Origin of the sequence: Nonomuraea sp. NPDC046570 (assembly GCF_040645915.1) — a bacterium.
Classification (GTDB): Bacteria; Actinomycetota; Actinomycetes; order Streptosporangiales; family Streptosporangiaceae; genus Nonomuraea.
The window spans coordinates 155757-180377 of sequence record NZ_JBEYZF010000015.1 but is presented as its reverse complement, the minus strand read 5'-3'; the positions used below and the strand labels follow the sequence as shown (position 1 = coordinate 180377).

At 70.1% G+C, this 24621-nt stretch carries 24 protein-coding genes; 9 read left to right on the top strand and 15 right to left on the bottom strand.

Annotated elements, in window-relative coordinates; all coding sequences use genetic code 11:
- Positions 1-190 precede the first annotated feature (190 nt).
- From ABZ911_RS24175 to ABZ911_RS24150, 6 genes are all read right to left on the bottom strand, one after another.
- Positions 191-775 (bottom strand): ATP/GTP-binding protein, encoded by a 585-nt coding sequence (locus ABZ911_RS24175; protein ID WP_358059871.1) that lies wholly within the window; start codon positions 773-775, stop codon positions 191-193.
- Entirely contained in the window at positions 756-1082 is a 327-nt protein-coding gene (locus ABZ911_RS24170; protein WP_358059880.1) for a DUF742 domain-containing protein, read from the bottom strand. The genes ABZ911_RS24175 and ABZ911_RS24170 overlap by 20 nt, the downstream gene beginning before the upstream one ends.
- Before the next feature lie 94 nt (positions 1083-1176).
- Complete coding sequence (locus ABZ911_RS24165; RefSeq protein WP_192780417.1) at positions 1177-1599, bottom strand: roadblock/LC7 domain-containing protein; 423 nt, start codon at positions 1597-1599, stop codon at positions 1177-1179.
- Positions 1600-1639: 40 nt separating this feature from the next.
- A complete protein-coding gene (locus ABZ911_RS24160) occupies positions 1640-4570 on the bottom strand; it encodes a nitrate- and nitrite sensing domain-containing protein (RefSeq protein WP_358059867.1) in 2931 nt (976 codons plus the stop codon).
- A gap of 279 nt (positions 4571-4849) precedes the next feature.
- On the bottom strand, positions 4850-6247 hold the full coding sequence (locus ABZ911_RS24155) for an aminobutyraldehyde dehydrogenase (RefSeq protein ID WP_358059864.1): 1398 nt from the start codon (positions 6245-6247) through the stop codon (positions 4850-4852).
- Positions 6248-6352: 105 nt separating this feature from the next.
- Complete coding sequence (locus ABZ911_RS24150; RefSeq protein ID WP_358059861.1) at positions 6353-7627, bottom strand: glycosyltransferase; 1275 nt, start codon at positions 7625-7627, stop codon at positions 6353-6355.
- 132 nt (positions 7628-7759) lie between these two features.
- On the opposite strand from ABZ911_RS24150, the gene ABZ911_RS24145 reads away from it, so the two are divergent.
- A complete protein-coding gene (locus ABZ911_RS24145) occupies positions 7760-8371 on the top strand; it encodes a helix-turn-helix domain-containing protein (protein ID WP_358059858.1) in 612 nt (203 codons plus the stop codon).
- Here the strand turns inward: ABZ911_RS24145 and ABZ911_RS24140 are convergent.
- The 4 genes from ABZ911_RS24140 to ABZ911_RS24125 are packed head-to-tail and all read right to left on the bottom strand — an operon-like array spanning position 8365 to position 12396.
- Entirely contained in the window at positions 8365-9645 is a 1281-nt protein-coding gene (locus ABZ911_RS24140; protein ID WP_358059855.1) for an ATP-binding cassette domain-containing protein, read from the bottom strand. The genes ABZ911_RS24145 and ABZ911_RS24140 overlap by 7 nt on opposite strands.
- On the bottom strand, positions 9632-10411 hold the full coding sequence (locus ABZ911_RS24135) for an ABC transporter permease (protein WP_358059852.1): 780 nt from the start codon (positions 10409-10411) through the stop codon (positions 9632-9634). The genes ABZ911_RS24140 and ABZ911_RS24135 overlap by 14 nt, the downstream gene beginning before the upstream one ends.
- Complete coding sequence (locus tag ABZ911_RS24130) at positions 10404-11270, bottom strand: ABC transporter permease (protein ID WP_358059849.1); 867 nt, start codon at positions 11268-11270, stop codon at positions 10404-10406. The genes ABZ911_RS24135 and ABZ911_RS24130 overlap by 8 nt, the downstream gene beginning before the upstream one ends.
- Positions 11271-11274: 4 nt before the next feature.
- Positions 11275-12396, bottom strand: a complete 1122-nt coding sequence (locus tag ABZ911_RS24125; RefSeq protein WP_358059846.1) for a spermidine/putrescine ABC transporter substrate-binding protein — start codon at positions 12394-12396, stop codon at positions 11275-11277.
- A 235-nt stretch (positions 12397-12631) separates the two neighbouring features.
- Between ABZ911_RS24125 and ABZ911_RS24120 the strand changes: the two genes are divergently transcribed.
- Entirely contained in the window at positions 12632-13702 is a 1071-nt protein-coding gene (locus ABZ911_RS24120; RefSeq protein ID WP_358059843.1) for a hypothetical protein, read from the top strand.
- On the top strand, positions 13699-14658 hold the full coding sequence (locus ABZ911_RS24115; protein WP_358059840.1) for an SIS domain-containing protein: 960 nt from the start codon (positions 13699-13701) through the stop codon (positions 14656-14658). The genes ABZ911_RS24120 and ABZ911_RS24115 overlap by 4 nt, the downstream gene beginning before the upstream one ends.
- Here the strand turns inward: ABZ911_RS24115 and ABZ911_RS24110 are convergent.
- Genes ABZ911_RS24110 through ABZ911_RS24100 form a run of 3 tightly spaced genes read right to left on the bottom strand, consistent with a single transcriptional unit; the run spans position 14652 to position 15823 of the window.
- Positions 14652-15233 carry an ATP/GTP-binding protein gene (locus ABZ911_RS24110; RefSeq protein ID WP_358059837.1) on the bottom strand — a complete coding sequence of 194 codons (582 nt, stop codon included), beginning with the start codon at positions 15231-15233 and terminating at the stop codon, positions 14652-14654. The genes ABZ911_RS24115 and ABZ911_RS24110 overlap by 7 nt on opposite strands.
- 45 nt (positions 15234-15278) lie before the next feature.
- Positions 15279-15701: a roadblock/LC7 domain-containing protein gene (locus ABZ911_RS24105; RefSeq protein ID WP_358059834.1), complete on the bottom strand. Its 423-nt coding sequence runs from the start codon at positions 15699-15701 to the stop codon at positions 15279-15281.
- Positions 15698-15823 (bottom strand): hypothetical protein, encoded by a 126-nt coding sequence (locus ABZ911_RS24100; RefSeq protein ID WP_358059831.1) that lies wholly within the window; start codon positions 15821-15823, stop codon positions 15698-15700. Before ABZ911_RS24100 ends, ABZ911_RS24105 begins: the two co-directional genes overlap by 4 nt.
- Positions 15824-16195: 372 nt before the next feature.
- Between ABZ911_RS24100 and ABZ911_RS24095 the strand changes: the two genes are divergently transcribed.
- The 6 genes from ABZ911_RS24095 (at position 16196) to ABZ911_RS24070 (ending at position 22740) form a co-directional block, all read left to right on the top strand.
- Positions 16196-17251, top strand: coding sequence for a glycine betaine/L-proline ABC transporter ATP-binding protein (locus ABZ911_RS24095; protein ID WP_358059828.1), 1056 nt, complete (start codon positions 16196-16198; stop codon positions 17249-17251).
- Positions 17248-19161 (top strand): ABC transporter permease subunit, encoded by a 1914-nt coding sequence (locus ABZ911_RS24090; protein WP_358059825.1) that lies wholly within the window; start codon positions 17248-17250, stop codon positions 19159-19161. The genes ABZ911_RS24095 and ABZ911_RS24090 overlap by 4 nt, the downstream gene beginning before the upstream one ends.
- A gap of 5 nt (positions 19162-19166) precedes the next feature.
- Entirely contained in the window at positions 19167-20144 is a 978-nt protein-coding gene (locus ABZ911_RS24085; RefSeq protein ID WP_358059822.1) for an ABC transporter substrate-binding protein, read from the top strand.
- Positions 20145-20360: 216 nt separating this feature from the next.
- Positions 20361-22007: a choline dehydrogenase gene (betA, locus tag ABZ911_RS24080; protein WP_358059819.1), complete on the top strand. Its 1647-nt coding sequence runs from the start codon at positions 20361-20363 to the stop codon at positions 22005-22007.
- A 74-nt stretch (positions 22008-22081) separates the two neighbouring features.
- A complete protein-coding gene (locus ABZ911_RS24075) occupies positions 22082-22441 on the top strand; it encodes a type II toxin-antitoxin system RelE/ParE family toxin (RefSeq protein WP_358059816.1) in 360 nt (119 codons plus the stop codon).
- Complete coding sequence (locus tag ABZ911_RS24070; RefSeq protein WP_358059813.1) at positions 22438-22740, top strand: helix-turn-helix transcriptional regulator; 303 nt, start codon at positions 22438-22440, stop codon at positions 22738-22740. The genes ABZ911_RS24075 and ABZ911_RS24070 overlap by 4 nt, the downstream gene beginning before the upstream one ends.
- Positions 22741-22823: 83 nt before the next feature.
- Here ABZ911_RS24070 and ABZ911_RS24065 read toward each other — a convergent pair whose 3' ends face one another.
- Positions 22824-23639, bottom strand: a complete 816-nt coding sequence (locus ABZ911_RS24065; protein WP_358059877.1) for an ABC transporter permease — start codon at positions 23637-23639, stop codon at positions 22824-22826.
- A gap of 5 nt (positions 23640-23644) precedes the next feature.
- Positions 23645-24583, bottom strand: a complete 939-nt coding sequence (locus ABZ911_RS24060; protein ID WP_358059810.1) for an ATP-binding cassette domain-containing protein — start codon at positions 24581-24583, stop codon at positions 23645-23647.
- Positions 24584-24621 lie beyond the last annotated feature (38 nt).

The following is a 24621-nucleotide window of genomic DNA, read 5'->3' as shown; positions in this document are numbered from 1 at the left end:
CCCCACGCGACCAGATCACCACCCGCGAACACCCCCACTTCGTCCACCTCCGCGCCGAAGTCGGCCGCCTCGTCAGAGGCATCGAAACCGCCGCGCGATAGTGCGGTGGAGGGCGGTGGAACGCGAGACGGCGGGGCCGTGCGGTGGTCGTGGCCACCGCGCGGTCCCGCCGTCGTCGTTCGTTCGGGTGCTAGACCCGACCAGGGCTCATGTGGCTGGTGAGGGCGTGCTCCACCAGCGTGATCAGCGTGCTCTTCACCGAGTCGCGGGAGCGGGCGTCGAGCCGGACGATCGGAATGTGCGGGGAGAGCGTGAGCGCCTCCCTGATCTCCTCGTCCTGGTGGAGATACTGGCCGTCCCAGCCGTTGATCCCGACCACGAACGGCAGCTTGGCCTCTTCGAAGTAGTCGATCGCCGGGAAGCTGTCGGCCAGGCGGCGGGTGTCGACCAGCACGACGGCGCCGATCGCGCCGCGCACCAGGTCGTCCCACATGAACCAGAACCGGTGCTGACCCGGCGTACCGAACAGGTACAGGATCAGGTCACGGTCCAGCGAGACACGGCCGAAGTCCATCGCCACGGTCGTCGTGGTCTTGTTCGGCGTGTGCGCCAGGTCGTCGATCCCCGCGGAGGCGTCGGTCATGACCGCCTCGGTGGTGAGCGGGAGAATCTCCGACACCGCTCCCACGAACGTCGTCTTACCGACGCCGAAGCCTCCCGCGACGACGATCTTCGTCGAGGTGAGCCCGCCGCCGCTAGAGCCTGCGAAGTCCACTGAGCACCCTTTCGAGCAGGTTAAGGTCCGGCTTACCCGCGTCCAGCTGCGGCTGGTGCACGCGGATGAGGCCCTCGGACGCCATATCCGCGATCAGCACCCGGACCACACCGAGTGGTACGCGTAACAGAGCGGAGACCTCGGCCACCGACCGGACCTGCCGGCACAGCTGGATGATCGCCTGGAACTCCGGACTGAGTAGAGAGAGATCGCGATGCTCCGAGGTGGCGGAGGAGACCAGTGCCTCCATCGCGAACTTCACCCGCGGCGCCGTGCGCCCTCCGGTCACAGCGTACGGCCTGACCAAAGAGCTCGGTTCCTGCGGGCTTGGGGACCCCTGAAGCCCCTGACGGTTATCACCAGCCCAACCCTGACCTGTCACTTATCTTCTCCTGTCACCCCTAGCGGGGCCGCGACGCCTGCAGCTCCGCGCGTACCGCGGGCGTGAGAACCTGCCCGGCACGCTCGACGAGCAACGTCATCTGGTAGGCGACCAGGCCCATGTCGCAGTCGGCCGCCGCGAGTACGGCCAGGCAGGAGCCATCGCTGATCGACATGATCATCAACAGGCCGCGCTGCATCTCGATCACCGTCTGGGTGACCATGCCGCCCTCGAACACCCTGGCGGCGCCCTGGGTCAGGCTGATCACGCCCGACGCCACGGCGGCGAGCTGGTCGGCCCGGTCCTTGGGGAAACCCTCGGAGTAGGCCAGCGGCAGGCCGTCCGACGACACCACGACGGTGTGGGCGACGCCTGGCACGTTGTTCACGAAATCGGTGATCAACCAGTTGACGCCGCGCGCACCCTGACTGAGTTCTCTCACTTGTCCTCCTTGGTCGGACCCGTGAGACTGGCTCGCTCGCTCACTTGTCGTCCTCCTTCATGTCCTCGTCTCCGCGCGTGAACGCACGGCCCTGCCGTACGCCCTGCTGGAAGCTGGAGAGCCGGCTGCGCACCCGCTCCGGCGAGATCGGCGGCATGGGCTCCGGGGTGGCGGCGGGCTCGTTGGCGCCTGCCGTACCGGGGACCAGGTTCGCCTTCGGGACCCGCCGGGGCAGGCCCGACGCGGTGACGCCGCCCATGGCCGGGTCGGCGGCGGCCTGGGCCGCCTGCCAGCCGGTGTCGGCGGGCGAGGACCACGTGGGGGGCGTCGACCCGCCGGGCCTGCGCTGCGGCAGCGGGCTGCGCTGCGGCGGCTCGGCGCGGGGCGCCGGCGCGGCCTCGGGCAGGTCGGTCATCCTGGCCGGGCGCAGCCCTTCGGGCTCGGGTTCCGGCTCGGGCTGCGCCTCGGGGTCCGGCCTGCGGAACCAGTCGGAGCCCACGGAGGAGAAGATCGGCAGGAACTCCTCGCTCTCGTCCTCCATCGGCGAGTTGCGCACCACGGGCAGCGGGCCCGTCATGTCCGCCTCGACGGCCGACCTGCCGAACGCGTCGAACACCGGCGCGTCCGGTACGGCGGGCGCCGCCCGCCACTGGTTCTCCTCAGCCGCCGGCGGCCACTTGCTCTCCTCGGGCGGAGACCAGGTGTTCTCCTCCGGCGCGGACCACTTGTTCTCCTCGGGCGCCGCCGACCACTGGCCCTCCTCGGGCCCCGGCGCCGGAGGCCACTGGCTCTCCTCGCGGCGCTCGCCGAACACGCCGTCGCGGGGGTCGTCGCCGAACGACGGCCAGCCGCCCTCCGGCGGGGGCATGTTGCCGGGCCACGGGGTGTGCAGCGGCTCGTCGAAGCCGCGGACGTCGGGGGTGTCCATGCCGTACACGGGGACGGGCGCGGCGTGGACGGGCGCGTCGAAGGTGCTGTAGGAGTCGAAGATCTGCTGCGGGTCGAAGGTCGGCTGGCTGCCGTAGGCGTTCGGCTGGCCGCCGAAACCGCCCGCCTGGCCCGCTCCGGCGAAACCGGCGGCCGTCTGGGGCGCGCCCGGCGTGGTCACCAGCGTGTCCGGCATCATCACCATGGCGGCCAGGCCGGACGCCTCCTGGGCCCTGAGCTGGACCTGGATGCCGTGGCGCAGGGCCAGACGGCCGACCACGAACAGGCCCATGCGGCGGGAGACCGCGACATCGACGACCGGCGGGTTGGCCAGGCGCCAGTTGGCCTGCCCGAGCTCCTCGCCGGTCATGCCGATGCCGAGGTCGCTCACCGTGATCAGCACGCCGCCTTCGGTGCGGTGGCTGGTGACGGTCACCTTGGTCTCGCGCGGCGAGAACGAGATGGCGTTCTCGATCAGCTCGGCCAGCAGGTGGACGGCGTCGGTGACGGCCGGGCCGGCGATCATGACGCCGGTCGGCACCTGGATGACGACCCGCTCGTAGTTCTCGACCTCCGACAGCGAGGCGCGGGCGATGTCGACGAGCTGGACCGGCTGGCTCCACTTGCGGGCCGCTTCCTGCCCGGCGAGGACCAGGAGGTTCTCGCTGTTGCGGCGCATGCGGGTGGCCAGGTGGTCGAGCCGGAAGAGGCTGGCCAGACGGTTCTCGTCCTCTTCGCCGTTCTCCAGGCCCTCGATGAGCGAGAGCTGCCGCTCGACCAGGGTCTGGCTGCGGCGGGAGAGGTTGACGAACATCGAGTTGACGTTGGCGCGCAGCCGGGCCTCGTCACCGGCCAGCCGTACGGCCTCGCGGTGGACCTCGTCGAAGGCGCGGGCCACTTCCCCGATCTCGTCCCGGGTGTGCACGCCGATGGAGGCGACCTCGGGGATCGCCGCGCCGTCGCCGGACTCGCGCAGCGCGCGGACGGTGTCGGGCAGCCGGGTGCCGGCGATTTCGAGCGCCTCGGCGCGCAGCCTGCGCAGCGGGCGGACCAGCGAGCCGGCCACCCGGGTGGTGATCACCAGGACGAGCGCCAGCAGGACGAGGATGAGCGCGCCGGAGATGATGGCGTTGCGCTGCTCGGTGTCGCTGAGCACGCGGGTCTGCGCCACGATCGAGGTGGCGAGCTTGTCCTCCACCTTGCGCATGGCGTCGACGGTCTTGGTGGTGCTCTCGTACCAGAGGGTGAGGTCGCGCCGGGAGGTGACGTCCAGGTCCCTGATGCGCTTGTACTCGCGCATCTGGGCCAGGGCCCGCTGGCGCATCGCGTCGGCGCGGTCGATCTCCCGGCCCTTGATCGAGGCCCGGTAGTAGGCGGAGTCGGCGCTTCCCGCCTCGCGCTCGAAGGTGGCCAGCTCGGTCTGCTGACGGTTCCACGAGCCGAGGAAGTCGGACAGGTCGTCGTAGTCGAGCGCCTTCTCGATCAGCGCGACGACGAGGATGACCTGCTGCCGCGAGACCTCCTCCTTGGTCCGGTGCAGCGCGCCCAGCGCGGTGGAGTCACCGAGCAGGCGGTCGTCGTTGCTGGAGGAGCCCAGCTCGTTCTGCAGGCCCTCCATCACGTCGATCATGCTGGAGTAGGTCCGCACGGAGGCTCGGGCGGGCACGCTGTCGCCGACGATCGACTCGCGCAGGCCCTTGAGGCCGTTCAGCCAGCGGACCATCTCCGAGACCTCGCCGCGCACGCGCGCCGAGTGGGACTCGTCGATGGCCGCGGTGCTGTCGAGCACCCGCTTCTTGGCCGCGTCGACGATGTCGCGCTGGTCGCGGAGCTGCGCCATGCGGCCGTCGCGGCGCCGGTCGGCGATGTACCACGCGGTCAGCGAGCGCTCCTTGCCCAGCTCGTGGGTAAGCGCGCCCAGGCGTTGCTCCAGCTCCGCGATCTGGGTCAGCCTGCGGTACTCGGCGGACGTGCCGATCGAGTCCGCCAGCTGGATCCCGGCCAGGAGCACGCCCACGACCGTGGGAATGAGGATCAGCGCCACGAGTCGTGAGCGCACCCGCCAGTTGCCCAGCTGGAAACGACTTCCCGACGCGGGTCTTTTTGTGTCCTCCCCCGGGGCGGCGGCGTGCCGGGGGTTATCCGTCCTCACTGAGTCTCGCAACCTCTCGCCGTACGTGCTCGAATCTCTGACACGCAAGGGGCGCATGGGAATCCAAGGGCGTGGGTAATTGGAACACACCCTGACCAGATCGGCCAACGGAACATTTCCCCACAAACATGACCAAAAAGGGCTTTTTGGTCATGTAACGCCACATGCTGTTTAGGCTGGCCGGAAGGAGTCCCGCTCCGCCGGGGCCGCATGCTTGATCATCAGATGGCGGGTCACGGAGTACTCCTGGACCGCCTCCTGGCTCATGTCCTTGCCGAAGCCACTGCCCTTGACGCCGCCGTGCGGAGCCTCGGAGGCGATCGGAAGGTGGTCGTTCACCCAGGTCACGCCCACGTCTAGCCGGTGGGAGACGCGCATCGCGCGGGCCACGTCGCGGGACCAGACCGAGGAGGCCAGGCCGTACCTGGTGTCGTTGGCCATCCTGACACCCTCGTCTTCTCCGTCGAAGGGCAGCACGACAAGGACGGGGCCGAAAAGCTCGCCCTGCACGATCTCGCTGTCCTGCGCGGCACCGGCGATGAGGGTGGGCGGATAGAAGAAGCCGGGCCCCTCGACCGGCGCGCCACCGAAGACCACTTCGGCGCCGGCGCGCTCGACGAAGCCGTGCACCCGGTCACGGTGCGCGCCCGAGATCAGCGGCCCGATGTCCGTGGTGGGGGCCCAGGGGTCGCCGAACCTGATCTCGGCAAGGGTAGCGCGGATCGCCTCGACCGCATCGCCGTACACCGCGCGCTCGACGTAGACGCGGGTCGCCGCGGTGCAGTCCTGGCCGGTGTTGTAGGTGGCGCCCATCGCCACGCCGCGGGCGGTCTCGGCCAGGTCGGCGTCGGCGAAGACCAGGGCCGGCGCCTTGCCGCCGAGCTCCAGGTGCACCCGCTTGAGGGTACGGGCGGCGCCGCTCATCACGGCCCTGCCCGTCTCGGTGGACCCGGTGACGCTGACCATGTCCACACCGGGATCGGTGACCAGCGCCTCGCCCACCTCGGCGCCGCCGGTCACCACCTGGACCAGCCCCTCGGGCGCGCCGGCCCTGGCGACCAGCTCGGCCAGCCGCAGCGTGGTGCGCGGGGTCTGCGGCGCGGGCTTGATGACCACCGCGTTGCCCGCCGCGAGCGCGGGGCCGAGCTTCCAGGCGGCCATCACGAACGGGAAGTTCCACGGCGCGATCGAGCCGACCACGCCCACCGGGCGGCGCAGCAGCACGGAGGTGTAGCCGGCGCTGAACACCCCGGCGCCGCTGCCCTCCAGCGAGCGGCCCGCCCCGGCGAAGAAGCGCAGGTTGTCGGCGGCGAAGGGCAGCTCGCCGTCCCTGAAGACGGCCGCCGGCTTGCCGGTCTCCTCGACCTCCAGCCTGGTCAGCTCCTCGGCGTCGGCCTCCACGAGGTCGGCCAGGCGCAGCAGCACCCGGGCCCGCTCACCGGGAGTGAGCTGCGACCACTCCTCGAAGGCCCGCCGGGCCCTGCGCACGGCGGCGGCCACCTCCGCGACGGGGGTGTCGGGGACGGCCGCCACGACCTCGCCGGTCGCCGGGTTGATCAGTTCACGCATGTGTTCTTCCTCAAGACATGGCCTGTCCACCGCGCCGCACATCCGGTCGGTGACCTGCCGTAACCGCCGCGGGCACGACGGAACGGCACAGGTGGCCTGGTGGTGTTACTTCTGGCCGAGCGCTTCGATCAGGTCGGCCGCCTTGCGCAGCCCGTCACGGCCGCGGATCTCCTCACCCGCGGCGGCCAGGCGGGCGCGCAACTCCGCGTCACCGAGCAGCCGCTCCAGCGCACTGGTCAGCTCCTCGTCGGTGAAGGCGTAGGTCGACAGGCGGACACCATAGCCCAGCTCGTCGACACGCTGGGCGTTGTCGTACTGGTCCCAGAACAGCGGCAGCACGATCATCGGCTTGCCGAAGTGCAGCGCCTCGGTGGTGGTGTTGTTGCCGCCGTGGGTGATGACCAGGTCGCAGAGCGGGATGATCTTCGTCTGCGGCAGGAACTCCGCGCCGTACATGTTGTCGGCGAGCGTGATCTCCTCGTGCAGCGGGCCCTTGGAGACGATGAACCGGTGCGGGGTGGTGGCCAGCACGTCGATGACGCGCTGCATCAGCTCCACGTCGGAGGAGCCGAGCGAGCCGAGCGAGAAGTAGACCAGCGAGCCCTCGCCGGGGATCGCCGGCAGGGTGAACTCCTCGTCCGTCTCGCGGACCGACGAGTCCAGCCGCTGCCAGCTCTCGTCCAGCGGCCTGGCGTCGACGTAGTCGAGGATCTCCGGGTAGACGTAGAGGTTCAGGTCGCCGGTGTGGATGAAGTCGAGGTCGGGCAGCGGGGCCGTGCCCTGCTCGACGCACCACTCGTTGAAGGCGGTCCAGATCTCGCGGTGGGTGCGGTCGTACTCCGCGCGGAAGCCGTCCCACTCGGTTCCGTCGTCGGCGGGCAGGCCGGAGAAGACCGGCGCGACGCCGTCGCCGCGCGCCTCCAGCGGGTTGCAGGAGACGATGCGGACGAACTTCTTGCCCGCGGTCAGCAGGGCCGGGAAGGTGATGACGTTGTCCTCGACGATGACGTCCGGGTTCACCCGCTCGATGATCGCCTTGAGCTGCGGCTCGCAGTACTTCACGCCGTCGATCAGGGAGTCCCAGATCGGCTTGGTGACGGTTTCGAGCTGCGCCAGCGTGCTCTTGCGGTACTCGGGAGCGGTCTCCCTGATGAAGTCCTTCCAGAACTGGCCGGCGTCCTGCTCCTCGGCGTCCTCGGCCGGCGGCGCGAGGTCGACCAGGTCCTCCTCGAACCCGAGGGCCTCCAGCTTGCCCTTCCAGGACGCCTCCGCGGCGAAGACGACCCGGTGGCCGCGGCGACGCAGGATGTCGCCGATGCCGATGCTGTTGTTCGTCGGCCCGTAGGCGCTCTCCGGCATGAACAGGATGGTGAGAGACATGATCAACTCCGGGGGGACACTTCAGTTGAATTGCGATTCAAATAATGGTCTGGCGGGAAGGTCAACTTCAAGGCACTATGGGCCTCTGGGGGCCGGCCGTTGGTCAGCACGACTGCAGGAACGGGGGTTCGCGTGGCCACGCGCAAGAGCCGGGAGGCCAGGCGGGTCGACCTCATCGAGGCGGCCAGGCGGGCGATCGTCCGGCACGGCATCGACGGCGTGCAACTCGCCCATGTGGCCGAGGAGGCGGGCCTGACCTCGGGCGCCGTGCTCTACCACTACCCCAACATCGGCGACCTGCTGATCGAGGCGCACCACGCGGGGGTCGAGCGCTTCTACGAGCAGCGCATGCGCCAGATCGCGGCCATCAAGGACCCCGCCGAGAAGCTGGTGAAGACGATCCGCTCCGGGCTCCCCACCGGCCCCCTCGACCCCGACGTGCGACTGCTGAACGAGCTGGGTGGGGCCGCGGGCCGCGACCGGGTGTACGGCGTGCTGCTGACCACCCTCTACGACCGGCAGGTCTCGATGTACCAGTCGATCCTGGACACCGGGTCCGCGCTGGAGGTGTTCACGCTGTCGTCCGACTCGCTGACGATCTCCCGCAACCTGGTGGCGCTCGAGGACGCCTACGGCTACCGCATCACGGCCAGGCACCCGGTGATCGGCCCCGAAGAGGCCGTCGAGCTGATCCTGTCGTACGCGCGCGCGGCCACCTCGTGCGCCCTCGACGCCGTTCACTGACCGCCCGGCCTCTTCGCGGCACCCCTGCCACCCCTGGCGCCCCTGGAGCGTTTGGCGCCCTTGGCACCCTTGGAACCCCTGGCCTTCGAGGGGTTCGCAGCCTTCTTGGCAACCGGCTCAGCGGCGGGCCGCACAGCCTCCTCGGCTTTCTCGGCCACCGACTCCGCCGAGGCCGAGGTGGCGTCCTCGACAGCCTCCGACTCCGCAGGCACCTCGACCACCAAGGCAGCCGTAGCCTTCGCAGGCTCCTCGGCGACCGGGATCAGCACGGCGTCCCGGGCGTCCCAGTGCAGGTGCACCTTCGCGCCGGTCTCGACCTTGCTCGCGCCCTGCTCGGCGACGAGCACCGGCTTGTCCCGGCCCTCCACGCTGACCGAGATGTGTGAAACGCCGCCGTAGAAGCTGACATCCAGCACCGATCCGGGCAAACCCTTCCCGGCCAGCCTGACGTTCTCCGGCCGTACGGCGAGCAGCGCCGCCGCGCCCTTGGCCACCTCGCCCGCACCGGCCAGCAGGCCCAGCCCGGAAACCTCCACGCCGCCCGCGGCGGCCGTACCCTCGAACAGGTTGTTCGCGCCGACGAAGTCGGCGACGAACGGGGTGCGCGGGCGTTCGTAGAGGGCGACGGGGGCGTCCACCTGGCGTACCTGGCCGCTGTCGAAGACCGCGATGCGGTCGGCCAGCGACATGGCCTCCTCCTGGTCGTGGGTGACCACGACGAAGGTGATGCCGACCTCGTTCTGCAGCCGCTTCAGCTCCAGTTGCATGCCCGCCCTGACCTTCTTGTCCAGGGCGGACAGCGGCTCGTCGAGCAGGAGCAGCCGGGGGCGCTTGACGATGGCCCTGGCCAGGGCGACACGCTGGCGCTGGCCGCCGGAGAGCTGCTGGGGTTTGCGGCCGGCCTGCGCCGACAGCCCCACCGTCTCCAGGACCTCCGCCACCCGGGTCCGGATCTCGGCGCGGCCGAGCTTCTCCCGCTCCAGGCCGTAGGCCACGTTCTTGGCCACGCTCATGTGCGGGAACAGCGCGTACGACTGGAACATCAGGTTGATCGGCCGCCGGTTCGGCGGCATGGCCAGCAGGTTCTCGCCGTCGAGCGTCACCGTGCCGCTGTCCGGGGTCTCGAACCCGGCCAGGATGCGCAGCAGCGTGGTCTTCCCGCAGCCGGAGGGGCCGAGCAGGGCGAAGAACTCGCCCTGCCCGATCTCCAGCGACACCTCGTCCAGGGCGGTGACGTCGCCGAAGCGGCGGGTGATCCCGTCAATGTGGAGCATTGGACTCCCCCAACTTCGTCATGCGCTGGGCGACGATCACCACGGTGAAGCTCACCAGCAGCAGGATCGAGGCCAGCGCGTTGATCTCCGGGGTCACCCCGAAACGAACCATTGAGTAGATGACGATCGGCAGGGTCGGCTCGGTCGGCGCGGCCGTGAAGAACGCGATGACGAACTCGTCGATCGACAAGGTGAAGGCGAGCAGCGCTCCGGCCAGCACGCCGGGCGCGAGCTGCGGCAGCGTGATCCGCAGGAACGTGCTCACCGGGCCGGCGCCGAGGTCTCGGGAGGCCTCCTCCAGCGAGGGGTCGGCGTGGGTGAGCCTGGTGCGCACCACCGCGGCGACGAACGCCATGGCGAACACGACGTGCGCGAGGACCACCGAGTGCAGGCCGAGCGTCATCTTGATCGTGCCGTAGAAGACCAGCAGGCCGATGGCCAGCACCAGGTCGGGCAGCACCGCGGGCAGCAGGCCGACCGCGTCGAGCAGCCGCGAGCGGGTGTACCGGGCCAGGCCGACGGCCAGCAGGGTGCCGAGCACGGTGGCCAGCACGGTCGTGCCGGTGGCCACGATGAGGGTGTTGACCAGGCCCTTCATCACGGTCTCGTCCCCGGCGAGGACGCCGTACCACTTGAGGCTGAAGCCCTCGTAGAGGTAGGGGGACTTGCCCGAGTTGAAGGACATGACGATCAGCACGACGATCGGCAGGTACAGGAAGGCGTACGTCAGCCAGAACGGGACGTACAGCAGGCGCGGCCTACCCACGGCGGGCCGCCCTCGCCTGCAGGAACAGCAGCACGACCAGCACCGCGATCAGCGCGAGCGCCAGCGTGGAGCCGAAGGGATAGTCGCGCGCCTTGAGGAACTCGGTGCGGATCAGGTTGCCCACCATGATCGACTTACCGCCGCCCAGCAGCTCGGGGATGACGAAGTTGCCGAAACTCGGCACGAACACGAAGATCGCCCCGGTCAGCACGCCCGGCAGGGTCAACGGCAGCGTGACCTTGCGGAACGTGGTGAACGCCGAGGCGCCCAGGTTGGCCGACGCCTCGCGGAGCTGCGGGTCGAGCTTCTCGATCGCCGCGTAGAGCGGCAGCACCATCAGCGGCAGGTAGGAGTAGAGCAGGCCGGTGACGATCGCGCCCTCGTTGTAGAGCAGCTGGTACGGCCCGAGCCCCAGCTTGCCCAGCGCGGTGTTGACCAGCCCGGGTCCGCTGAGCAGCACGATCCAGGCGTAGACCCGGATGATGAAGCTGGTCCAGAACGGCATCACGACCGCCACCAGGGCGATCGTCTTCCAGGTCTTGGGCAGGCTCGCTATCACGTACGCCGTGGGGTAGCCGAGCAGCAGCGCGAGCACGGTGGTGATGGTGGCGAGCTTGATCGAGCCGAGCACGACGTCGAGGTAGATCGGGTCCATCAGGCGGGTGAAGTTCTCGAGCGTGAACTCGTAGACGACCCCGCCGAACCGCCCGCGCCTGAACACCGTGTAGCTGAGCACCATGGCCAGCGGCACCAGCAGCAGGACGATCAGGTAGGTCAGCCCCGGCGCCAGGTACACGAACGCGCCCAGCCGGCGTCCCCACGCGAGGGACACCGGCCGGGCCTTGTCTGCGGTCTTCACCGGTCTACTTGGCCTGGACCTCGGAGGAGAGGCGCGTGAACTTCGTGGACGCCTCGCCCAGGTCGATGATGCCCTCACCCTGGAGCAGCTCCGCGGGCGAGGTACCGAGCAGCGAGCCGGGGGCGATCTTCACCTGCGACATCGCGGCCTTGTTCGGGACCTTGTAGTTGATGTTCTCCGCGGCCCAGCGGTGGATCTCCGGGTCGAGGATGTAGTTGATCAGGGCGTGCGCGGCCTCCTTGTTCTTGGAGGACTTCATGATCACCATGGTGTCCACCCAGAGGTCGCTGCCCTCCTTCGGCACCGCGAACTTGATGTTCTGCTTCTCGGTGGTGGTCGGGCACCAGCCGTCCCAGGCCTCCACCATGACGGCCTCGCCGGTCTCCAGCTTCTTGCCGAAGTCGGTGTCGTCGTAGCCGAGCAGCTTCGGCTTGGCGGCGATCAGCAGTTCCTTGACCTTGGCGATCTCCTCGTCCTTGTCGGTGTTGACCGAGTAGCCGAGGGACTTGATCGCGGGCAGCGCCAGCCAGCGCTCGGTGGTCATCATGGTGACCTTGTTGAGCGCCCAGGCGGGCGGGTCGAGGATGTCCTTCCAGCTGGTCGGCACGGCCTTCACCAGGTCGGTGCGGTAGCAGATGCCGGTGGTGCCCCAGGTGTAGGGCACGGAGAACTTGTTGCCCTTGTCGTAGGAGAGCTGGGTGGCCTCGGGGAAGAGGTTGGCCAGGTTGGGGATCAGCTCGGCGTGGATCGGCTCCAGCAGGCCCTGCTCGTTGAGCGCCTGGGCGTACTGACCCGAGACGAAGGCCACGTCGATGCCGGTGTCGGCGCCGCCGGTCAGCTTGGCCATCGCGATCTCGTTGGTGTCGTGGAGCGCGATCTTCACCTCGGAGACGCCGAGCTTCTCCTTGGCCTTGGCCGGCAGCTCCTCGGGGGTGTAGCCGGGCCAGACGGTGACGTTCAGGTTCTGCTTGGACAGGTCCGCGTTGGCGTTGAGCTGCGCCGCCGCGGTGGCCGCCGGGTTGGCGCCGGTGGCCGACGAGTCACCGCCGCAAGCGGCCAGGGCGAGCGCAAGTCCGGCGACCGCTGCGGCTGCCGGAAGACGACGGGTGTACCGGGTACGGGACACGGCCGCTACTCCTTCTAGATTCAGGTGTACGAGGGGTCGCGCGACCAACCGGGCACGGCAGACCAAAGCAGGAGTGTTGCAGCACACATCAACATGAGCAAGACTTTTCCGGACATAGTCACCTGGAAGTTTGGTCCACTTGTTGAACTCCGCTTCAATATGGGAGCTCCTGCTCTCGCTGGGTGAGAAGCCCATTACCAGATCCGACGGCCCTGATCGCGTTTCGGGATCAACAGTGCCGCATCCGGAAGACGGCCTTACCACCGCCCTCCTCCAAGCGCTGTCCGGCGAGGTGCCGCCGCCCTTCGCCGTGCGCCGGTACCACCCGCTTCCGCAGGTCGGTGCGGGTGAGCGCGGGTTCACCGTGGATCAGACCAACCGGTCGATCGTGGTGGGCGAGCGGGTGGTGGTGAAGTGGCTGACGCCGCCCGTGCCGATGCCGCATCCGACGCCCGCCGCGTTCGCGCATCTGACCGAGGTGGGGTTCGCCGACACGGCTCCGCCGTACGCGGCGATCACCAGGTGGGAGGGGGCGGAGGAGCTGCTGGTCGCGCTGGTGACCGGGTTCCTGCCCGGTGCGCGGGACGGGTGGGAGTGGTGCGTCGACGAGGCCGAGGCGGGCCGGACCGCCTTCGCCGCCGACCTCGGCCGCCTGGCCGCCGACCTCCACCTCGCCCTCGCCACCTTCCCGGACCCGGCACCGGAGGCCCACCCCGCCGAGGGGCTCGACACGACGGCGGCGGCCACCAGGGCCGAGCGGGCTCTCGCCGAGGCGATGGCGCTCACCGGAGGGGCGGACGGCGCGTGGCTGGCCTCGCGCGAGGACGCGATGCGCGCCGAACTCGCCCCGCTGGCCGGGCCCGTCGAGTCCGAGCTGATCCGGATCCACGGTGACCTGCATGTGGGGCAGATCCTCCAGTGGCGCGACGGCTACGCGGTGATCGACTTCGACGGCAACCCGACCATCGCGGAGGCGGCGCCGTACCAGCCGGCCGCCAGGGACGTCGCCCAGCTCACCACGAGCCTGGAGCACGTCGCCCAGGTCGCGGTGAAGCGCCGGGGGACCGCGCCCGCCGACGCCGCGCGCTGGGCCCGGGAGAGCCGCGCGGCGATGCTGGCCGCCTACACCACCCGCCTGTCCGAGCGCGGCCGGCCCGAGCTGCTGGACGCCGCCCTGATCCGCCCCTTCGAGGTGGAGCAGGAGTGCCGGGAGCTCATCTACGCCGCCCGCCACCTGCCCCGCTGGCGCTACGCCCCGATGGGCGTGCTGCGCACCTGGTACCCCGATCCTGAGGAGACCCCGTGAACCCCGAGCTGTACCTGGCCGATCTGGAGGCCAAGCCCGCCGCCCTGGCCGCCCTGGCCGAGTCCCTCGACACGGCCGACCCGTTCGCGGAGTTGCCCGCGGGCATCAGGCGGGTGCTGTTCCTCGGCATGGGCAGCTCCAGGTACGCCGCGGGCGTGGCCGCGCTCCGCCTGCGCGCGGCCGGAATCGACGCCTATGCCGAGTACGGCTCGGCCGCCGCGTCCTTCCCCGCCGGGCCCGAGACGCTCCTCGTGCCGATCTCGGCGACCGGCGGCAGCCGCGAGACCCTCGACGCCGCCGCCCGCTACGCCGGGGGCCGCTCGTTCGTCGCGGCGCTGACCAACGCGCCCGGCTCGGCGATCACCGAGGGGGCCGGGCTGGTGGTGCCGATGCTGGCGGGCGAGGAGCGGGGCGGGGTGTCGTGCCGTACCTTCCAGCACACGCTCGCCCTGCTGCTCGCGCTGGAGGCGCGCCTGACCGGCTCGGGCCGTGACGTCGCCGCCCTGGTACGGCACGCCGCCGAGGCCACCGCCGACCTGCTGGCCCGCCGCGAGGAGTGGCTGCCCACCGCTTTGGACCTGCTCGACGGCCCGAACGGCGTGTACACGATCGCGCCCGCCGAGCGGCTGTCGTCGGCCGAGCAGTCGGCGCTGATATTCCGCGAGGGCCCGCGCCGCCCGGCCGACGCCTGCGAGAGCGGCGACTGGTCACACGTGGACGTCTACCTCACCAAGACCCTCGACTACCGGGCGATCCTGTACCCGGGCTCGGCCTACGACGAGCAGGCCATGGACTGGGTACGGCAGCGCGGCTCGGCCGTGCTGACCGTCGGCGGCCACGTCGAGGGCGAGCGGGCGGCCGTCCGGTACGCGCACGACGACGACCCCGACGTCGCCCTGCTCACCGAGACGCTGGTGGCCGAACTGGTCGCCGCCCACTGGTGGCTGGCTCAGTAGGGGGTGCCGTAGGCGGAGCGGACCGTCAGCGCGTGCTCCACCAGGACGATCAGCGTGTTCTTCACCGCGTCCCTGGCCCGCGCGTCGGTACGGACGATCGGGACGTGCGGCGGCACCGAGAGCGCGTCCCGTACCTGGCTCTCCAGGTGCGGGAAGCCGCCCTCCCAACCGTTGACCCCGACCACGAACGGCAGGCGGGCCTCCTCGAAGTAGTCGATCGCCGGGAAGCTGTCGGCCAGGCGCCGGGTGTCGACCAGCACGACGGCGCCGATCGCGCCCCGGACCAGGTCGTCCCACATGAACCAGAACCGGTGCTGCCCCGGCGTGCCGAACAGGTACAGGATCAGGTCGCGATCCAGCGAGACGCGGCCGAAGTCCATGGCCACCGTCGTCGTCGTCTTCAGCGGCGTCATGCCGAGATCGTCGATGTCCTTGGAGGCGTCGGTCATCACCGCCTCGGTGGTCAGCGGGAGGATCTCCGACACCGAGCCGACGAACGTCGTCTTGCCCACGCCGAATCCACCCGCCACGACGATCTTCGTCGAGGTCAGCCCGTTAGAGCCCGCGTAGTCCACTGAGCACCCCTTCCGGGAGGTTCCTGTCGGGCAGGCCCGGCCCCGTCACCAGCGGCGCACCGACGACAGCTCGGCGCGCACGGCCGGCGTCAGCACCTGCCCCGCCCGCTCCACCAGGATCGTCATCTGGTAGGCCACCAGGCCCATGTCGCAGTCGGGGGCGGCCAGCACCGCCAGGCACGAACCATCACTGATCGACACCACCAGCATCAGGCCGAACTCCATCTCGACCACGGTCTGGATGACGCCCCCGCCGTCGAAGACGCGGGCGGCGCCCTGCACCAGGCTCACCAGTCCCGCCGCCACGGCGGCGAGTTGGTCGGCCCGGTCCTTGGGGAAGCCGCGGGAGAACGCCATCGGCAGACCGTCCGCGGAGACCACCACGGCGTGCGCGACGCCCGGCACCTCCTGGACGAAGCCACTGACCAGCCAGTTGATGTCACGTGCCGCCTGGCTCATTTCCTTCAACGGTCCTCCTCGTTGTCGATCTCGGCGCGGCCCTCCATGACTCCCCGCGCGAAGGCGCGGGCGGTGGCATGCCGCCGTTCGACCGTGCGTCGCCCCCGCGTGGCGGCCCTGCCTGTACGCACCGAACTCAACCTCTCGCCGCGTGGGACTCCTGGGGATATTCCAGCAAGTGCGGGACATTGGAACACATCATTACCAGAACGGCCAAACGAACATAACGCGACATAAGGGGTCTCGCGCGACGCAAGCGCCGAGAAGCTGGAGCCCCTGCTGGTTCCGGCGAAAGTCGATGAAAACTCAGTAAGTATCTGCTTATGATGTTGGCTCGTTCCAGCACCGGAGAGAGGGCCGTAACGCCCGAGAGGCGAGTCGGACTCACGACGGTCACGACATTGTGATTTGCCGACATTTCGCCATATGTTGAGCCGGACCGCGCCTAACCTCGACAACTCCGGACCGCGCCAGGCTGCGAGGCCGCAAGCTTTGGAGGCGAAGTGGCAGCCGAGCAGGTCAGTTCCGCCATTGAGGTCGACGGACTGTGGAAGATCTTCGGTCCCCGGCCCGACCGGGTCCTGGCCGGGCCGGACAGACATCTGGACCAGGCCGCGCTGCGTGAGAAGACCGGCTGCACCGCCGCCGTCAGGGACGTCTCCTTCGAGGTGCGCCCCGGCGAGGTGTTCGTGGTCATGGGCCTGTCCGGCAGCGGGAAGTCCACCCTGGTCCGCTGCCTCACCCGGCTCATCGAACCGACCGCCGGCCGGATCGTGCTCGGCGGCGAGGACGTCGGTGCCGCCTCCCCCGCCCGCCTGCGCGAGCTGCGCCGGCACCGGGTGAGCATGGTCTTCCAGCACTTCGGCCTGCTGCCGCACCGCCGCGTCATCGACAACGTCGCCTACGGCCTGGAGATCCAGGGCCGCTCCCGGGCCGACCGGCACGCCAGGGCGCGCGAGATCCTCTCCCTCGTCGGCCTCGACGGGCACGCCGGGCACTACCCCGACCAGCTCTCCGGCGGCATGCAGCAGCGGGTCGGCCTGGCCCGCGCGCTGGCCGTCGACCCCGAGGTGCTGCTGTTCGACGAGCCGTTCAGCGCGCTGGACCCGCTGATCCGCCGGGACATGCAGGCCGAGGTGATCCGGCTGCATCGGGAGGTGGGCAAGACGATGGTCTTCATCACCCACGACCTGTCGGAGGCGCTCAAGCTGGGCGAGCGCATCGCGATCATGCGGGCGGGCTCGATCGTGCAGCTCGGCACGCCGGAGGAGCTGGTGGGCGCTCCCGCCGACGACTACGTGGCCGACTTCGTGCGCGACGTGCCGCGCGGTCATGTGCTGTCGCTGCGCTGGATCTGCCGCGCGCCGGAGCCGGGCGAGCCGCTCGACGGTCCCGCGCTGCCCGCCGGCACCGTCATCAGGGACGCCGTGCCCGCCACCACCGCGTCGGCCAGGCCGATCCGGGTGATGGACGGGGAGGAGCTGGTGGGCGTGGTGGACCGGGTGGACGTGCTCAGCGCGATGGCGCGTGCCGTACCGGGTGAGGGGGCGCGGGCGTGAGCGCGCCGCCGGTCGCCTCGCCCGTTCCGGCCGGGGTACGGCTGCCGCGCTGGACGGCGCCGGTGAGCGTCGCGGTGCTGTTCACCGCCGGGTACCTGGTCTTCAAGGGCTCGGGGACGCTTCCGCACGACGACGACGCCCGGCAGTTCGTCGCGATCACCGAGTTACGCGAGTGGATCGACGACCACCGCAACGACAACCCGCTGTTCCTGTATGTCGTCAACTACATCCGGCTGTTCATCGGCGCGCTCTACGGCGTGCTCCAGGCGGGGCTGCACGCGCTGGGCTGGCCGGGGCTGATCGGTGTGGCCGGCGGCCTCGGCTGGCTGGCCGGCGGATGGCGGATCGCGCTGATCGCGGTCGCCGGGTTCGGCTCGTTCGGGGTGCTCGGCCTGTGGCCGGCCGCCGTGGACACGCTCGCGCTGGTGGCCTCGGCGGTCCTGCTCTCGCTGCTCGTCGGGCTGCCGCTGGGCGTGTGGGCGGGCCGCTCCCCCCGGCTGCGCAAGGCCGTCACCCCGGTCCTGGACGTCATGCAGATCATGCCGACGTTCGCCTACCTGGCGCCGATGGTGCTGTTCTTCCAGATCGGCGCCGCCGCCGGGACGGTCGCCACGATGATCTACTCGATCCCGCCCGCGATCCGCATCACCGCCCTGGCCATCGAGCAGGTCTCCCCCACGGCCGTCGAGGCCTCCCGCTCGCTCGGCGCGACCCGCTGGCAGACGCTGCGCAAGGTACACCTGCCGCTGGCCCGGTCCACGATGGCGCTGGCGGTCAACCAGACCATCATGATGGCGCTGTCCATGGTGGTCATCGCGGCGCTGATCTCCGCGCCGGGACTCGGCTCGGACATCATCCGCGGCCTGTCCCGCGCCAACGTCGGCCTCATGCTGCCCGCCGGGCTGGCCATCGTGGTCATGGCCGTCGTGCTGGACCGGATGACCACGGCGGCGGCCAGGCGACCGCCCGGCGGCTCGCCGGGCCGCGCCGGGCTCGCCGCCGCGGCGGCCCTCGCCGCCACCGGCCTGGCGCTCACCGCGGTCCTGCCCGCCGACTTCCCCTCGGCGTGGGCCCTGCGCGTCGCCGCGCCGGTCAACCAGGCGGTGGCCTGGGCCGAGCTGCACTGGTACGGCTTCACCGAAGGTCTGCGGAACCTGTCCACCGAGGTGCTGCTCAACCCGGTGCAGGAGTTGCTCACGTCGGCCCCGTGGTGGCTGGTCGCCGGGGCGCTGCCGGCCCTGGCCTGGTGGTCGAGCGGGCTCCGCCCGGCGCTCACCGCGCTGGCCTGCCTGCTGGCGCTGGCCCTGCTCGGCCTCTGGCAGCACAGCATGGAGACGCTCACCACGGTCGCCGCCGCCGTCCTGCTCACCCTCGTCATCGGGCTGCTGCTGGGCGTGACCGCGGCCCGCCGGCCGCGCTACTCCGCCGTGCAGCGCCCGCTGCTGGACGCCGCCCAGACCATGCCCGCCTTCGTCTACCTGCTGCCCGCGCTCGCCCTGTTCGGAGCCACCCGTTTCACCGCCGTCTTCGCCTCGGTGATCTACGCGGTGCCGCCGGTGGTCCGGCTGGTCGAGGACGGCATCCGGGCGGTGGCGCCCACGGTGGTGGAGGCCGCGACATCGGCTGGGTCGACCCCTCGCCAGCTGCTGTGGAAGGTGCAGCTGCCCATGGCCAGGCGAGCCGTCCTGCTGGCGGCCAACCAGGGCATCGTCATGACGCTGGCCATGGTGGTGGTCGGGGGCCTGGTCGGGGCGGGCGGGCTCGGCTACGACGTGGTGTCCGGCTTCTCCCAGCGCACCGACTTCGGCATGGGTTTCGCCGCGGGGATCGCGACCGTGCTGCTGGGGATCATGCTCGACCGGATCAGCCAGGGCGCCGAGAGGCGCCCTTCCCCCCGAGTAAGAGGATGAACGACATGAAGATCGGAAGTAGGGTCCGCCTGCTGGCCGGTGTTCTCGCGCTCGGCCTGGCGGCCGGGTGCAGCGGCGCCAAGGTGGAGGAGCCGGCCGGCTCCGCCGCCCCGCAGGGGAACCCGAGCGCGTCCGCCGCCGGGACCGTCAAGATCGCGATCAACCCGTGGGTGGGGTACGAGGCGAGCGCGAACGTGGTGGCCTACCTGCTGAAGAACGAGCTGGGGTACACCGTCGAGCTGCCGGAGATCAAGGAGCAGCTCGCCTGGGAGGGCTTCGAGACCGGTGACGTCGACGTCATCATCGAGAACTGGGACCACCCCGACCTGAAGAAGAAGTTCATCGAGGAGAAGAAGGTCGCCCTCGAAGCCGGTTCGACCGGCAACAAGGGCGTCATCGGGTGGTACATCCCCAAGTGGATGGTCGAGAAGTACCCCGGCATCACCGACTACCGGAACCTCAACAAGTACGCCCACCTGTTCAAGACCTCCGAGTCGGGTGACAAGGGCCAGTTGCTGTTCGGCGACCCGTCCTACGTCAGCAACGAGGACGCGCTCATCAAGAACCTCAAGCTGGACCTCAAGGTCGTCGTCGGCGGCAGCGAGGCGGCCCTGATCAAGGGCGCCCAGCAGGCCCAGGCGCAGCGGAAGCCGCTGCTGTTCTACTTCTGGGACCCGCACTGGCTGTTCAGCGAGACCGACCTGGCCCGGGTGAGCCTGCCCCCCTACACCGAGGGCTGCCAGGACGACCCCAAGAAGGTCGCCTGCGACTACCCCGAGATGGATCTCGACAAGATCGTCAGCAAGCGGTTCGCCGACACCGGCGGCAAGGCGTACGAGCTGGTCAAGAACTTCACCTGGACGAACGAGGACCAGAACGCCGTCGCGGACGACATGACCAACAACGGCATGACGGGCGAGGAGGCGGCCGAGAAGTGGATCGAGGCCAACAGCGCCAAATGGCAGGCGTGGATCCCGAAATGACCTGACCGGCCGCGGCTTCCTGGGGGTCGTGGAGTGGTGACGAGAACCAACAATCTCCTGGAACACGAACTAGGCGGTGGAGGCATGGGAATTGGCCAAGACCGAATCCTGTGACCGACTCATCCCTCGCTGAGAAGTATCCCGAGGGAATCTCCGCAGTCTCTTCAAAACCAATAAATCTGGAAATACCGATCAGGTGTTCGTCACCCCGATCGTATGGAAGGACCGGCTCCCCAAGTGATCTACGACTACGTCATCGTCGGCGGCGGCTCGGCGGGCTGCGCCCTGGCCAACCGCCTCAGCGCCGACCCCTCGACGACGGTTCTGGTGCTGGAAGCCGGCCGGCCCGACTACCGGTGGGACGTGTTCATCCACATGCCCGCCGCGCTGATGTTCCCCATCGGCAGCCGCTTCTACGACTGGAAGTACGAGTCCGAGCCCGAGCCGCACCTGGACGGGCGGCGCGTCTACCACGCCCGGGGCAAGGTACTCGGCGGGTCGAGCAGCATCAACGGCATGATCTTCCAGCGCGGCAACCCGCTCGACTACGAGCGCTGGGCGGCCGATCCCGGCATGGAATCCTGGGACTACGCGCACTGCCTGCCGTACTTCAGGCGGATGGAGAACTGCCTCGCCGACCCCTCGACGGAGTTCCGCGGCGGAGACGGGCCGCTGAAGCTGGAGCGGGGGCCGTCGCAGGGGCCGCTGTTCGAGGCGTTCTTCGAGGCCGTGCGGCAGGCCGGGCACCCGCTGACCGACGACGTGAACGGCTACCGCCAGGAGGGCTTCGCCGCCTTCGACCGCACCCTGCACCGCGGCCGCCGCCTGAGCGCCGCCCGCGCCTACCTCCACCCGGTACGGCACCGCCGCAACCTCACCGTGCGCACCAGGGCGTTCGTCCGGAAGGTGCTCTTCGAGGGCACCCGGGCGGTCGGCGTGCTCTGCGACGGCGGACCGGTGCACGGCCGGGAGATCATCCTGTGCGGCGGCGCGATCAACTCCCCGCAGCTCCTACAGCTCTCCGGCGTGGGCGACCCCGCCGAACTGGCGGCGCTCGGCATCGAGGTGGTCCACGACCTGCCCGGCGTCGGCGAGAACCTCCAGGACCACCTGGAGGTCTACGTGCAGCACGCCTGCCTCCGGCCGGTCTCCCAGCAGCCGTCGCTGGCCCTGTGGCGCCGCCCTCTCATCGGCGCGAACTGGCTGTTCCGCCGCAGCGGGCCCGGCGCCACCAACCACTTCGAGGCGGGCGGCTTCATCCGGTCCAACGACGAGGTCGCCTACCCCAACCTGATGTTCCACTTCCTGCCGATCGCGGTGCGCTACGACGGCTCGGCCCCGGCGGGCGGGCACGGCTACCAGGTGCACATCGGGCCGATGTACTCCGACGCGCGCGGCTCGGTGAAGCTCAGGTCCGCCGACCCGCGCGAGAAACCGGCGCTGCGCTTCAACTACCTGTCCACCGACCAGGACCGGCGCGAGTGGATCGAGGCGATCAGGCACGCCCGCGACATCCTCGCCCAGCCGGCCTGGTCCGGCCTGGACGGCGGGGAGCTCTCCCCCGGCCCCGCGGTGCGGACCGACGAGGAGATCCTCGACTGGGTACGGCGCGACGCCGAGACCGCCCTGCACCCCTCGTGCACCTGCCGGATGGGCGTGGACCGGATGTCGGTGGTCGACCCGGCGACCATGCGGGTGCACGGCCTCGACGGGCTACGCGTGGTGGACGCCTCGGCCATGCCGTACATCACCAACGGCAACATCTACGCCCCCGTCATGATGCTGGCCGAGAAGGCCGCCGACCTGATCCTCGGCGCCACCCCACTACCCGCCGACCCGGTGGACTTCTACCGGCACACCTGACCGACACCCACTTCGCACCATGCTTCTATTCTGAATAGAATAAATAGATAGTAACGATCAAGTAGCCTGCCGAGATGTGGAAGCTCGAAATCGTTGAGCCGGTGCGAGACTGGTTGCGCACCCTACGCAAGGAGAACCCGAGGCTGGCGCGAGAGGTAGCCGGTGCGATCGATGTGCTCATGACCATCACCCCAGCGTTTCACCGACCCCTGGTCGACAGCCTTGCGGGTGATACCGCCAAGTCCATCGGACTGAAGGAGTTGCGTGTCTCCGGCACAATACGCATCGCCTTCGTCGCCCACCGCGGCACCATCGTGCTTCTCCTGTCCCACGGTGACAAGCGCAACACCGACAGCAGGAAGTTCTACGACGGGTTGATCATAACGGCGCGGGAGCGGTACCAGCAGTGGCTGATCGACAAGGAGGACGAATGAGGTATGACGACAGCGCCCTGGCCGAGATCTTCGACGCGCCCGGTGAGATGGATGAGATCCGGCAGCAGGCCTCCCGGCGCGTCGCGGGGCTCCGACTGGGAGAGATCCGCAAGCGCATGGGGCTGACGCAACAGGTGATCGCCGAACGTATGGGGGTCAGCCAGAAGCGGGTGTCCGCGATCGAGACGGCGACGCTGCCCACCATCAAGGTGTCGACGCTCACCGCCTACGCCGAGGCCCTGGGGGGCAGGCTGGACGTGTCCATCGAGGTGAACGACCAGCATCTGACCGTCGCCTGACCATCAACCGGCCGCTCGTGGGCGGAGACTCGGGCGACCGGCCGAGCGCGCCCGTGGGCTCACGGAGCGGCGCGCCCACGAGGTCACCGGTCGAGGCGGCGCCAGAGGCGGACTGACAGCGGGAAGAAGATCGCCAGCAGCGTGAGCGGCCACGCCACCGCCATGAGCGGTGCGTGCTGGGCGACCCAGGACTCCCCGCCCCAGCCGGGGTTGCCGAACAGCTCCCTGACCGCGGCGACCGTGGACGAGAGCGGGTTCCACTCGGAGATCGCGCCGAGCCAGCCGGGCATCGTCCCGGGCGCCACGAACGCGTTGGACAGGAAGCCGATCGGGAACTCCAGCGCCTGGACGACCACCATCGCGCCCGGGTCCTTGAACAGCAGCCCGAGGAAGATCCCGGTCCACAGCAGGGCGAGGCGGAGCAGCAACAGCAGCCCCACCCCGCCCAGCACCCCGGCCGGGCCGCTCTCCGGCCGCCAGCCCACGGCCAGGCCGCAGGCCAGCATCGCCGCCAGCAGGACGACGGAGTTGAGCAGGTCGGCGACGCCGCGGCCGATCAGCACCGCCGACGGCGCCATCGGCATGGATCTGAACCGGTCGGTGACGCCCCTGGACAGGTCCGTGGTGACGGCCAGCATCGTGGCTCCGAGGCCGAAGAGCATCGTCATGCCGTACATGCCCGGCATCAGGAAGGCGAAGTATCCGGCCCCTTCGGGGACGGCCACCGCCCCGCCGAACAGGTAGCCGAAGGCCAGGGTGATCACGATGGGGAAGACCAGGGAGAACACCACCGTGGCGGGCTGGGCCACCCAGTGCGCCAGGTCCCTGCGGGCCACGGTCCAGCCGTCGGCCAGCGCCCAGCCCAGCCTGCTCGCCGCGCTCTCGGGCGCGATCGTCATCGTGCTCAAGCCGCCACCTCCCGGCGGTCGGTGAGGCGCAGGAACGCCTCGTCCAGTGTGGGCCCGCGCAGGGCGACGTCCTCGACCGTGATCCCCGCCTCGGCGAGGGCGGCCAGCGCGCGGGTCAGGGCCTCGACCCGGTCGGTGACCAGGGCGCTGACCCGCAGGGTGTCGGGATCGGCCTGGGGCTCCGCGCCCGTGGCACGGCCGACGGCGGCCACCGCGTCCGCCAGGTCGGCGGCATCGCGGACGACCACATCGAGCCGGTCGCCGCCGATCGCCGACTTGAGCTCGCCGGGGGTGCCCTCGGCGACCACCCGCCCGGTGTCGATCACCGAGATCCGGTCGGCGAGCAGGTCGGCCTCCTCCAGGTACTGCGTGGTCAGCAGCACGGTCGCGCCGTCGGCGACCAGTTCGCGGACCGCCGTCCAGACCTCGTTCCTGCCGCGCGGGTCGAGCCCGGTGGTGGGCTCGTCGAGGAACAGCACGGGTGGCGAGAGGATCATGCTGGCGGCCAGGTCGAGCCTGCGCCGCATGCCTCCCGAGTAGTCCTTGACCGGCTTGCCTCCCGCCTCCCGCAGGCCGAACCTGTCCAGCAGCTCACCCGCCCTGGCGCGGGCCGCCGCCGCGTCCAGGTGGTAGAGGCGGCCGAACAGCTCCAGGTTGGCCCGGCCGCTGAGGATCTCGTCGACGGCGGGGTTCTGGCCGACCAGGCCGATGCTCCGCCGTACCTGGCGGGGGTGGGTGGTGACGTCGAATCCGGCGACCCGTGCCGTGCCCGAGTCGGGGCGCAGCAGCGTGGTCAGGATCCTGACGGCCGTGGTCTTGCCCGCTCCGTTGGGCCCGAGCAGCCCGTGTACCGTGCCCCTGCTCACCTGGAGGGCGAACCCGTCCAGGGCCGCCTTCCCGCCGTACGCCTTGCGCAGGTCTTCCGCGATGACCACAACGCCTCCTCTGTTCCGTACGCTGTACCGTACAGCAT